We start from the raw sequence: 10,288 nt of genomic DNA on the forward strand, positions 1-10,288 counted from the left end.
CTCCTCATGGCCTTCAGGGCCTCCTCCTCGTCAACCTTGAGGACCCCGAACTCGTCAACCTGCCCTGAGGGCGGCAGGTGCCACGTTCCCAGGCACAGCCTGGAGACCTTCACGCCGCTCCAGCCCAGCCTGACGTAGATCATTTCAGGTCAGTGAGGTCGAGGAGGGGAGCTTTTAGGCGTTTCTACCTTGACCCGGCCCTCCTGAGGAAGTCGTCCCTGTTCACCACGACCCTCTCGTGCACCCCCTCGCCTATCAGCCTCCCGCAGCACTCGGCCCTGAAGCTGAGCCTGGCCTTCTTGCCGTCGAAGTTCTCAACCCTCACGGTTACCTTGACCGTCGCCCCCTGGGGCGCGGGGGCCTTGTGCCTCAGCTCCACGTAGGTGCCCACCGTCGTGTAGCCCGGGCTCACGGCCCCGGAGAGGCACCTCGAGGCCACGGACTCCACAAAGGCGAGCAGGCTCGGGGTAGAGAGGACCTCCACGTCGCCCGAGCCCACGGAGACCGCCAGGTGGGCCCTCTCAACCCTGAAGTCGTCGCTGCACTCCACTAGCTCAGCCATTGGGATCCCTTGGAAGCGATGTTAAGGTTATTAAGCCTCGGATAAAAGGTTTAGTCTGACCGGGAGGACGCCCCGCGTGAACTGACCCGCGTCCCGGGTCTGCGTGTGCGCGAGGCTTTCCCCAGCCCGGTGCTTAGCCTTGAAGTTCATAGTGATTGTGGGGCCCGCGGGCTCGGGCAAGAGCACGCTGACCATGCAGTTGGCCTCAGCCATGGAGTCCCTCGGGGCCACGGTGGCCAAGGTCAACTTCGACCCAGCCGAGGACAGGCCGCCCTACGACCCTGACGTCGACGTGAGGGACTACGTGACGGCGGAGGAGTTCATGGAGAAGGGCCTCGGTCCCAACGGGGCCCTGGTCAGCGCCATAGACTCGCTGATAAACCACGTGGACAAGGTCAGGGAGGAGGTCGAGCAGTTCAGGCCGGACTACGTCATAGTTGACACGCCGGGCCAGCTCGAGCCCTTCGCCTACAGGGTTGGAGGCCCCCTGGTGCTCGACGCCCTCATACAGGAAGACAAGGCTGTCACTGTGTTCCTCATGGACTCGGTGTTCTTCGAGAGCCCGGCCGACATAGTGTCCATACTGACCCTGGCGTCCTCCGTCAACGTGAGGCTCAGGAGGCCGCAGATAAACGTGATCAGCAAGGCCGACCTGCTTAGCCCAGAGGTCGTGAACAACGTGCTCCCCATGCTGCACGAGGAGGGCTACCTGGAGGCCGCGGTGAGGGACTCGAAGGCGCTCAGCGGCACCGAGCTCAACCTGTCGCTGAGCCTCGCCAGGGCCCTGTACGAGGCGGGCTACATAGGGGAGATACTTCCCGTCAGCGCCTACGACGACGTGAGCCTGAAGGAGCTCTACGGCAAGGTTCAGGAGGTGCTCGAGGGAGGGGACGACTACAGGATATACGACGTTGACGAGGATCAGGGTGACTGAGCCAGGCTGACCAGCGCCAGGTAGCTTACCCCCCTGGACCTGTAGTTCAGGAGGGAGTTGATCGCAAGGCTAGTTATGTTGTCGACCTCAACCGTTATGTAGGCCCTCTCGACCCTGGCCAGGGCCTCCTCGGTGGCCACGCTGGAGAGGCTTATGCCCACCTTCCTGCTCCTGTACTCGGGGTCCACGAAGAGGGATCCCAGGTACCACCAGCCCTCGGTCATGGCGTAGGTCGCGGCCACCCCCACGAGCCTCTCGCCGTCCCAGGCGCCGAAGGCGGTGCCCCTCATTATCATGTCATCGGCCCACTGGGCCCTCGACTCGTCCCACTTGGAGAGGAGGTCCCTGAGGTCCTCTATGTGGTGCTCGTCAAGGGCTGAGAAGCGGATGAAGTCCGGCACCCCCTCAAACCTCCTGAAGCTGGCCCTGTCGACCTCCATGACGTGAAAGGCCGTCAGGCCCTCCACCCTGGCCCCGCCCTTGACAAGCTCCTGTATCACGCCGAAGTTCGACGTGGACACCCAGGCCCTGCCGTAGGACCTGAGGTAGTCAAGCGCGGCCCCGAGGGCGCCCGTGCAGGGCCCCCTGCACACGACGTCTATGAAGTAGTCCTCAGAGTAGTTGGACCTCTGGAGGCCGACCACGTCGCCGTTGGCCTCCCTCGCCTCCTCGAGGGAGCTGAGCCACTGGACGCCCTCGAGGGAGCCGAGGAGGAACAGGGAGGGCATGTCCATGGTGTCCCTCAGGAGCCTCACGCCGTCCTCGCTCAGCATGCTGGCACCGCTAAAGCATCGCCATCAAGGCTTAAAAATCCTGAGCCTTCGCCCTGAGCCCAGTGGGAACGTGGACAGGGCGGTTGCAGTTATAGGCGCTGGGACCATAGGGGGCGCAATAATCAGGGGCCTCCTGAGGGCCGGCGGGGGCTACAGGGTAATCGCCACGGCCAGGAGCAGCTCGACCGTGGAGAGGCTCAGGGGCCTGGGCGTCGAGGCAACCACCGACAACGTTGAGGCGGTCAGGGACGCTGACCTGGTGATCCTCACAGTCAAGCCCTACGTCGTGGCTGACGTGCTCAAGGAGGTCGCGGCCGAGCTGGAGGGCAAGCCCCTGGTGTCCCTCGCGGCGGCGGTGAGCACGGGCTACATAGCCTCGAGGGCCCCGAAGGCCAAGGTGATAAGGGGGATGACAAACATAAACGTAGAGGTTAACGAGGGCTTCACCACGCTCTCGGCGGGCCCCAACTGCGACCAGGCCGCCAGGTCGGCGGCCGAGGAGCTCTTCAGGAGGCTCGGCACGGTCGAGTGGGTCGACGAGAGGTACATGGACGCCCTCACAGCCCTGAGCGGCAGCGCCCCGGCGTTCATAGCGGAGGTCATAGACGCCCTGGCCCTGGGCGGCATAGCGGCCGGCCTCCCGAGGGACCTGGCCTACAGGGCCACGCTCATGGCTATGATGGGGACCTCCAGGAACCTGCTTGAGACTGGCAGGCCTCCCCACCAGGTCAGGGACATGGTGCTGACCCCCGCGGGCACCACCATAAGGGGAGTCATGGTGCTCCAGGGCAACGGGCTCAAGAGGACCCTCATGGAGGCGGTGCTGGAGGCCACCAGGAGGGCCAAGGAGATGAGGGACGAGATGGGCCTCTCCTAGGGCTTTAGGCGTACCTAAAATTAATAAGGGGCTGGACACAACTATAGGTATGGAGTAGCCCCTTCCTGGCAGGGGGTGATAGCAAGGGGTGATGTCGCTTGATATCAAAGGGCATGCTGAGGCACGCGTCGAGGCTGTTCCTGGTCACCGGGCTGGCGGGCCTCCCGCTGGCGGTCTACGAGCTCTACCTCGGCCTCGGGAGGGGCTACTACCTGCTTCAGGCTGACGGCTACCACGCGCTCTTCGACTCCCTCCTCGCCGTGCTTTACGCGGTCCTGCTGAAGGTCGCCTACAGGAGGTCCAGGTCGTTCCCCTGGGGACTCTACAACGCCGAGGGCATAGTGACCATACTGGTGTCCATATTCGTTGTCTACCTGGTGGCCTCGGCCTTCGCCGACTCCCTCGCGGGCCCTAAGGTGATGCCCTCCTGGACCTCCTGGGTACTCTGGGCCAGCGCCGCCCTCTCGGCGTCAGTTGCCATAGCCGAGGTCAGGTACATGAGGCTGCTCATAGTGAAGTCTGACCTGATGCACGCCAGCGTCGACGCGGCCCTTGACGTTGTCGCGGGGGGAGCGATATCAACGGCTCACTTCAGCCTCACGCCCGCGGTGCTGGGCGCTATGATGCTGGTAGTCCTTTATAACGCTATTGAGAGCTCCTGGGCCTCCCTCCAGTCCCTCCTGGGAGCCGAGGTCTTCGGCACCGGCCTCAGGGAGGCCATAGGAAGGGGCATAGCAGCCATGGGGCTGAGGCCCCTCAGGATATACGTGGCCAGGGCCGGCTCCTTCTACCTGGTGCAGGCAATAATAGCGCTGCCGCCTGAGACGACCCTGGCAAGGGCCTACAGGGTCAAGAAGAGGGTGTCTCGCTTCATAGCATCCTTTGACGGCGTTGCCATCGCCGACGTCAGGGTGGTCCCGAGCTCCGAGCTGAGGCAGCAGGGGGCTAGAGCTCGTCGGACAGCCTCTTATCTTTGATCGCCAGCCCGGGCAGCTCCCCCTCCTCCTTCAGCTCCTCCTCGAACGACTTCATCTGCCTCGCCCTGCTCTCTATGGCGAAGGAGCACCTGCCGTCGGGCAGCATGGCCTTCTTCTCGCAGTAGGCGTACCTGCACTGGGTGCCCACGCACCTGTCGCCCACCAGCGAGCACATGGCCACCTTTACTGGCCTTCCCCTGTAGTGCTCAACTGAAACCCTAAGCGCCTTCTGGCCGCACCTGAAGAAGGGGCACAGGGGGTTGCACCTGTCCCCTATGGGCTTTGGCCTTGGCTCCTGCCTAGTCCCCTGGCTGGCCTCAGGCCTCGGGTCCCCTTGTCTTCTGTGGCCGAAGCTCACAGCTGTTCCGCCCTTCGCTCAGGGGAAGTAGTTAGGGACGAAGCCATTTAAGCATTATATAATATGGCTCCTCCCCTACCTGGCCAGTGGTGGCCACTATGAACGTCTTCCTGACGCTGTGGCTCAGCCTCCCGGCCCTCACCAGCTCGACTGGGTCGAAGGGCTCGTCGGGGTCGTAGTAGTGTATTATGAACGGGGCGTGCTCAAGCCCCGGCCCCTTCCTGTAGGCCACAAAGGACGCCCCGTACTTGAGGCCCGACCTGACCACCAGCCCCCTTGACCTGAGGGACCTGTAGAGCAGGTACAGCTTCTCCTGCCTGCCGGTGAGCCCCAGGGCCTCCCTCAGGCCGTTGAGGTCGAGGACCCTGCCGTCCTCGCCCTCTACCTCTATCACGCCCCTCTCGGCCAGGTACAGGGCCTCCAGGGGGTCGAGGACGAGGGGGGACGATATGGAGCTCGGGTCCCTGACCTTCTCCACGCCCATGGGCCTGCCGTAGAAGCCGCTGGAGTAGAGCCTCCTGGAGCCCTCCACCGAGGGGACTACGACGACGCCCCCTATTAACTTAGCCCTGACGGGCTCAGCTGAGGAGCCCAAGGCCGACTAGCCTCACGTAGGTTGAGGCGTTGTAGGCGCAGTCTACAGCGCCCTCGAAGGAGTCTATGACCTCCTTGAGCATGAGCAGCTTGGCTGCCTCGTTGGAGTACTTCTCGGCCACCATGGCCAGGGCCTCGCGGTATATGGCGTCGGCCCTCTTCTCGGCCTCGCTGACCAGGTCGAACTTGTCGTCGAGCAGCTTCCTCCTCGCGGCCGGGTCCTTCACAGGGCCCTCGTTGGCCCTCAGCATGTCGACCAGGGCTATTGAGGAGCCCTGCAGCTCCCTCAGCAGGCCCCTGACGCTCTCCACGAGGCTCTCGGGAAGGTTCCTCTCCAGGCTGAGGCTCAGCAGGAGCCTGTAGGTGCCCGCCTCGAGCCTGTTCATTATGCACTCCACCTGCAGGGCGGCCTCTATGTAGAACTCCTTGTAGGCTATGAGGCTGAGCCTCCCGTTGGCTATGTAGTCGAGGAGCCCCTCCTTGCCCTTGGTGACCACCTCCCTGAACCGGAGCAGGTCCTGCCTGTAGGTCTTCTCGATGAGCTCGGGGGAGAAGGAGGGCGAGCTGAGGACCTCGAGCATGTGGCTCGAGGTGTCCTCAACCCCCTGGGCCATAGTTATGAGCCTCTCAATGATGATGTTTGAGGTGATGCTCTCTCCCATTATTAACACCGGCCGGGCTGTATAGTCACGCGTAACCATATAAGTTTAGCGTCAGACGAACACGTGAGGATCAGGCGTGGCCAGGAAGCTCATAGTGTTCGACTGCAGGGAGGTCAGGGTCCTGGACCCCTCCCAGCTGTCCCAGCTTGACAAGGAGGGGCCCGGGGACCTGTTCATAGTTTTGATAGACGGCGACGTCATAGCCAGCGGCAGGCTGACGGTAGTCAGGGACATAGTGGAGGGCCAGCAGGAGGCCCAGCAGGCCCCCGCCGCCCAGCAGGGCAGGGGAGGCGGCGTGGTCGCGGTCCTTGACCAGATGTTCAGGGGTTACTACCCTGACGTCATAGAGAGGGAGGAGCCGGACGTCGAGCTCCACGTGATAGTTGGGAGGGGGCTCCAGGCGCCCCAGCAGGCGGGGCCCAGGAGGGTGCTGGAGCCAGCTAATGACGACTTTGACGTGCTTAAGGTCGTTGAGAGGGTCGCCAGGGGGGCCAGGAGGGTGCTCTTCTTCACGGGCGACAAGAGGCTAGCCGGCCAGGCGGAGGTCACTGCGTCGCAGCTGGGCAACGTGGAGGTCCACTACATGCCCCCCAACGAGTTCCCCGGCAAGGAGAGCCTGGCCAAGGCAATGATAGACGCCATAGAGAGGGCTAAGGCCTCCCTCCCCTCCACCTGAGGTAGAGGCTGTTGTCAACTCCCAGGGAGTCCAGGATCTTTCCAACCATGAAGTCCACCAGGTCATCAATGGTCCTTGGCTTAGAGTAGAAGCCCGGGGCCAGGGGCATCACCACCGCCCCCATCTCAGCCAGCGAGAGCAGGTTCCTGAGCTCGGCCACCCCAAGCGGCGCCTCCCTGAAGGCGACCACGAGGGGCCTCCTGAGCCTCAGCATGGCCAGGGCCGCCCTGGCCACCAGGTTCAGCTCTAGGCCGTTGGCTATCAGGGCCACGGTCTTCATGCTGGCAGGCACTATTGCCATGCAGTCCGGCTGGCTGCTCGAGGAGGCCAGGGGGGAGGTCATGTCGTCCTCGCCGTAGGTCCTCGAGTACCTTGAGGCCAGCTCGAAGAGCTCGCCGGCCCTCATGCCCTCCTCGGCCTGGGCCACCAGGTCGGCGGACCTTGTCACAATTACCCCCGAGAGCCTGAGCCCCAGCTCCGAGGCGGCCTGGAGGAGCCTTATGCCGTACCTTACCCCGCTGGCCCCCGTTATTGCAACCGAGAGCGTGCCGCAGGGCAAGCCAATCACTCAGCCGGCGGCTTGTCAGCTATGCCGGCCTCCACCTCCTTCCTGTGCTCCTGGTAGAACTTCTCTATCTCCTCAACGGGGGGCAGCGCGTTGGCCCCGAGCATGGTAACCTTGAGGGCGGCCACGGCCTGGGCGTAGACTAGGGCTTCCTTGAGCCTCTCGCCCCTTGAGAGCCTCAGCAGCATGGCGGCCGCGAAGGTGTCGCCGCTGCCCGTGGAGTCCCTGACAACGCTGACCTTGAAGGCCGGCACGTAGCCCGTGAAGTCGTCGCTCAGGGCGTAGAGCCCCCTGGGGCCCATCTTCACTATCACTGTGGAGGGCCCCACCCTCTGTATCTCCTCGGCGCAGGCCACCGGGTCCCTCAGGCCGGTCAGGTTGGCGCACTCCCTGCTGTTAAGCTCAACTATGTCGACGAACTTTATGAGCCCCCTGAGGGTCTTCAGGCCGGCCATGCTGAGCCTCCTCCCGGGGTCCCAGGACACCATGGCGTCGAGCTCCTTGGCCCTGACGGCAGCCCTGAGGCTCGTGTCTGGCCTCAGGCTGGCTATGTGGACGAACTTGCCCCTAGCTATGACCTTCTCGTCTATCTCGTCTGGGTCCAGCTTCTCCGCGCAGCCCTTGTAGCCGTAGAGCACTATGTTGCCCTCCTTGTCTATCATGAGCACAGAGAAGCCCGTCGAGCCGAAGCCTACCTTGAGGCCAGATATGTCGACCTTGCTCCTGACGAGCTCCTCAACTATCTGCCTGCCGAAGTTGTCAAGCCCTATCTTTGTTATTACAGCCGCCTTGCCCCCAAGCCTTGAGGTTATCAGGGCAACGTTTATCGCTGAGCCCCCGGGGCCCGTGCTCTGCTCCTCTATGTCAGCCTCCTCGTCGGGGGAGGCGAACTTGCTCACCGTGAACCTGAGGTCTACAAGCGCGTGCCCCACTGCAACTACGTCAAGGTCCTTCTGCTCCATAAGCTTAGAACACCACCATCACTCAAGGTTGAAGCGCTTTACCGCCTCCTCCGGGCTCAGGCCCTCGTGGACCACGGCCATTACAGCCCTGGCCATGGACTTTATGTCCTTGGCCCTGAACACGTTCCTTCCGACGGCCACGCCGCTGCCGCCGGCGGCCATCACGTTGCTGAGGTCGGTGAGGAAGTCAACAGGCCTGTCCCTCACAGCGCCGCCGCTCATGACGACGGGTATGCCCTGGGCCATCTCTACCACCTTAGCGAAGGTCTCCCTGGAGCCCGTGTAGTAGGTCTTTATGAGGTCAGCGCCGACCTCTACGGCGGCCCTCACACCGTACATGACGACCTCAGGGTCGTACCAGTTCTTGAAGTGAGAGCCCCTGGGGTACGCCAGCTGGAGGGCGGGCATGCCGTAGGCCTCGGCCTCCTCCTTTATTAACATCCAGTTCTCTATCATCTCGGACTCGTGCTCGCTGCCCCAGTAGACCGTGGCCGCGACGGCGTCAGCGCCGAGCGCCACGGCGTCCTCCACGGTGGCCAGCCTGGTCTGCAGGTGTATGGAGCTCTCGGGCCTTAGCTCGGTCTTGCCGGTGAGCTTTACTATGAGCGCGGTCCTGCCGGCCCATATGTCGTGCGTCAGCCTGGCCATGCCGGGCAGGAGCATTATGGCGTCAACGCCGGCGTCCACGACCTGCTGTATTATGTTCCTGGCAGCTATCCTGTCCTCGGGGAAGTCCTTGGGGCCGTGCTCGAAGCCGTGGTCGAAGGCGAATATAACGGCCTTGCCGTCCCTGAGGATCCTGCCGAGCCTCACCCTGACTCCAACTGCCCCGTAGTTAACGCCTGGGTGCGTCATAGCCTTAACCTCCACGAGGTGAGGGGCCACCGCGTCTAATAAGTTCAAGTTACAGCTCCTGAAGGAAGCTTCAACGACCCTTAAGCGGGCCCCTTCAACGCTCTTAACTTAAATAAGTTAAATTTTATGGAAAGGGCTTCAAGGATACTTATAAGCAATCTAAGGAGTCCTCCTGCCGGGGATTGACTTGAGGCTCCTGGGACTTGTTGGGGTCGCGGTCGTCTTCTTTCTTGTGGGCCTGTCCCTCGGCGGCTCTTTCCTGGCAGCCCACGGCGGGGCAAGCTTAGGCCTTTACCCTGGGGTCAGGGCCTCCTTCGTCAACGGCACCCCGGTCACGCCCTCAGCCGTAGCTAGCAGTTTCCTCTAGACAATAAACTTTACATACTTTGTATGTAAATTTAGTCGCGAGGCCGAACCAAGAGTGCTGAAACCTAAGGAAGTGTGCCAAAAACTTGGCATTTCATACCGCACGCTGCAGAACTACGTTAAGAAGGGGTACATAAAACCAGTAGTGCTGGAGTCTGGGAGATGGAGGTTCAGGGAAGAGGACGTGGAAAAACTGATGGGAGTGGCCAGGAAGAGGAAAGTGATACTATACGCCAGGGTTTCGTCAGGCACGCAAAAAGACGACCTGGAAAACCAGGTGAAGTACCTGCAGGGGCAGGTAAAGAGCTACGACCTAATAATAACAGACGTCGGGTCTGGGCTAAACATGAAGAGGAAGGGGTTCCTCAGGCTGTTGAGGATGATACTGAACAATGAGGTGTCAAAAGTAGTCGTAGCTTACCCAGACAGGCTTGTGAGGTTCGGCTTTGAGATAATTGAGGAGGTGTGCAGGGCCCACTACTGTGAGGTAGTAGTGCTGAACAGGGAGGACGGGGCCCCAGAGCGGGAGCTGGTGGAGGACTTAATCTCAGTCCTCACGTCGTTCAGCGGCAAGCTTTACGGTATGAGGAGCCATAAGTATGAGAAGGTGAAGAGGTGTGTCGAGGAGCTTGAGGCTTAAGTCGTTCCAGCCAGAGGAGAAGTACGTCTACCTGATGTACTCCATCAAGAACGACAGGAAGGAGGAGAGCAGGGCTCTTCTTGAGAACTACAGGTCGCTGCTGCAGGGGGCCCTGGACTGGCTGTGGGGTAAGGTGAGGGTTGAGAGGAAGGAGGTGAGGAGGGGCGGGAGAGCCCTGACCAGGGTCAAAATAACGCTGCCTAAAAAAGGGGAGGTTTACAGGGAGCTGAGGGACAGGCTTGAGAGGTCTAACGCGCTGGCATCGCACTACGCCGACGCCGCCATTAACGACGCCTACTCAATACTGAAGGGCTGGAGGAGGAGGGCCGAGAGGGGGAGGGCGGCTATAAGGAGGCCGAGGCTGAGGAGCGCCTACGTCAGGGTGAAGTCGACGCTGATGAAGGTTGAGGGCGAGAGCGTGAGGGTCACCGTGAGGCCGCACGAGTACATCACGTTCTCGTGGTCTCGCAGCTGGTTCTCCAGCCGC

The 10,288-nt window shown here is 62.1% G+C and carries 14 protein-coding genes and 1 pseudogene; 7 read left to right on the top strand and 8 right to left on the bottom strand.

What is annotated here, in order from left to right; translation table 11 throughout:
• Positions 1-184: 184 nt before the first annotated feature.
• Positions 185-562: a thioesterase family protein gene (locus tag ACP5H1_RS07355; RefSeq protein WP_427973575.1), complete on the bottom strand. Its 378-nt coding sequence runs from the start codon at positions 560-562 to the stop codon at positions 185-187.
• 139 nt (positions 563-701) lie between these two features.
• Between ACP5H1_RS07355 and ACP5H1_RS07360 the strand changes: the two genes are divergently transcribed.
• The gene (locus ACP5H1_RS07360) at positions 702-1,496 is read left to right on the top strand and encodes an ATP/GTP-binding protein (RefSeq protein WP_427973578.1); all 795 of its coding nucleotides are present in this window, start codon (positions 702-704) and stop codon (positions 1,494-1,496) included.
• On the opposite strand, the gene ACP5H1_RS07365 is transcribed toward ACP5H1_RS07360, so the two are convergent.
• Positions 1,484-2,269, bottom strand: a complete 786-nt coding sequence (locus ACP5H1_RS07365; RefSeq protein WP_427973580.1) for a GNAT family N-acetyltransferase — start codon at positions 2,267-2,269, stop codon at positions 1,484-1,486. The genes ACP5H1_RS07360 and ACP5H1_RS07365 overlap by 13 nt on opposite strands.
• 70 nt (positions 2,270-2,339) lie before the next feature.
• Here ACP5H1_RS07365 and proC point away from each other — a divergent pair, with 70 nt between their 5' ends.
• A complete protein-coding gene (gene proC, locus ACP5H1_RS07370; RefSeq protein WP_427973583.1) occupies positions 2,340-3,146 on the top strand; it encodes a pyrroline-5-carboxylate reductase in 807 nt (268 codons plus the stop codon).
• 98 nt (positions 3,147-3,244) lie between these two features.
• A complete protein-coding gene (locus ACP5H1_RS07375; protein WP_427973586.1) occupies positions 3,245-4,123 on the top strand; it encodes a cation transporter in 879 nt (292 codons plus the stop codon).
• Here ACP5H1_RS07375 and ACP5H1_RS07380 read toward each other — a convergent pair.
• From ACP5H1_RS07380 to ACP5H1_RS07390, 3 genes are read right to left on the bottom strand one after another with little or no spacing between them, the layout of a single operon-like run.
• Positions 4,092-4,481: a hypothetical protein gene (locus tag ACP5H1_RS07380; protein WP_427973589.1), complete on the bottom strand. Its 390-nt coding sequence runs from the start codon at positions 4,479-4,481 to the stop codon at positions 4,092-4,094. The two genes, ACP5H1_RS07375 and ACP5H1_RS07380, sit on opposite strands and share 32 nt — an antisense overlap.
• Before the next feature lie 31 nt (positions 4,482-4,512).
• Positions 4,513-5,076, bottom strand: coding sequence for a tRNA-intron lyase (gene endA / locus ACP5H1_RS07385; RefSeq protein ID WP_427973592.1), 564 nt, complete (start codon positions 5,074-5,076; stop codon positions 4,513-4,515).
• Positions 5,060-5,737 (bottom strand): hypothetical protein, encoded by a 678-nt coding sequence (locus tag ACP5H1_RS07390; protein ID WP_427973595.1) that lies wholly within the window; start codon positions 5,735-5,737, stop codon positions 5,060-5,062. Before ACP5H1_RS07390 ends, endA begins: the two co-directional genes overlap by 17 nt.
• 76 nt (positions 5,738-5,813) lie before the next feature.
• On the opposite strand from ACP5H1_RS07390, the gene ACP5H1_RS07395 reads away from it, so the two are divergent.
• Positions 5,814-6,413, top strand: a complete 600-nt coding sequence (locus ACP5H1_RS07395; RefSeq protein WP_427973597.1) for a hypothetical protein — start codon at positions 5,814-5,816, stop codon at positions 6,411-6,413.
• Here ACP5H1_RS07395 and ACP5H1_RS07400 read toward each other — a convergent pair.
• From ACP5H1_RS07400 to fba, 3 genes are read right to left on the bottom strand one after another with little or no spacing between them, the layout of a single operon-like run.
• Positions 6,388-6,972: a UbiX family flavin prenyltransferase gene (locus tag ACP5H1_RS07400; RefSeq protein ID WP_427973599.1), complete on the bottom strand. Its 585-nt coding sequence runs from the start codon at positions 6,970-6,972 to the stop codon at positions 6,388-6,390. The two genes, ACP5H1_RS07395 and ACP5H1_RS07400, sit on opposite strands and share 26 nt — an antisense overlap.
• 5 nt (positions 6,973-6,977) lie before the next feature.
• On the bottom strand, positions 6,978-7,940 hold the full coding sequence (locus tag ACP5H1_RS07405) for a carbohydrate kinase family protein (protein WP_427973601.1): 963 nt from the start codon (positions 7,938-7,940) through the stop codon (positions 6,978-6,980).
• Positions 7,941-7,958: 18 nt separating this feature from the next.
• Entirely contained in the window at positions 7,959-8,795 is an 837-nt protein-coding gene (gene fba / locus ACP5H1_RS07410; protein WP_427973608.1) for a class I fructose-bisphosphate aldolase, read from the bottom strand.
• 187 nt (positions 8,796-8,982) lie between these two features.
• On the opposite strand from fba, the gene ACP5H1_RS07415 reads away from it, so the two are divergent.
• The 3 genes and pseudogenes from ACP5H1_RS07415 to ACP5H1_RS07425 all read left to right on the top strand — a co-directional run.
• Positions 8,983-9,162, top strand: a complete 180-nt coding sequence (locus tag ACP5H1_RS07415; protein ID WP_427973603.1) for a hypothetical protein — start codon at positions 8,983-8,985, stop codon at positions 9,160-9,162.
• 54 nt (positions 9,163-9,216) lie between these two features.
• Positions 9,217-9,801: an IS607 family transposase gene (locus ACP5H1_RS07420; RefSeq protein WP_427973606.1), complete on the top strand. Its 585-nt coding sequence runs from the start codon at positions 9,217-9,219 to the stop codon at positions 9,799-9,801.
• Positions 9,779-10,288, top strand: a pseudogene (locus ACP5H1_RS07425) (RNA-guided endonuclease TnpB family protein); the annotation flags it as partial. The gene ACP5H1_RS07420 and the pseudogene ACP5H1_RS07425, both read left to right, overlap by 23 nt.

The organism is Acidilobus sp., assembly GCF_049973875.1.
Taxonomy (GTDB): Archaea; Thermoproteota; Thermoprotei_A; order Sulfolobales; family Acidilobaceae; genus Acidilobus.

What these genes read in the sequence shown, in the direction of transcription:
- ACP5H1_RS07365 (WP_427973580.1), bottom strand. Translation starts at nt 2,269, where the DNA reads ATGCTGAGCGAGGACGGCGTGAGGCTCCTGAGGGACACCATGGACATG.
- ACP5H1_RS07405 (WP_427973601.1), bottom strand. Translation starts at nt 7,940, where the DNA reads ATGGAGCAGAAGGACCTTGACGTAGTTGCAGTGGGGCACGCGCTTGTA.
- ACP5H1_RS07355 (WP_427973575.1), bottom strand. Translation starts at nt 562, where the DNA reads ATGGCTGAGCTAGTGGAGTGCAGCGACGACTTCAGGGTTGAGAGGGCC.
- ACP5H1_RS07390 (WP_427973595.1), bottom strand. Translation starts at nt 5,737, where the DNA reads ATGGGAGAGAGCATCACCTCAAACATCATCATTGAGAGGCTCATAACT.
- fba (WP_427973608.1), bottom strand. Translation starts at nt 8,795, where the DNA reads ATGACGCACCCAGGCGTTAACTACGGGGCAGTTGGAGTCAGGGTGAGG.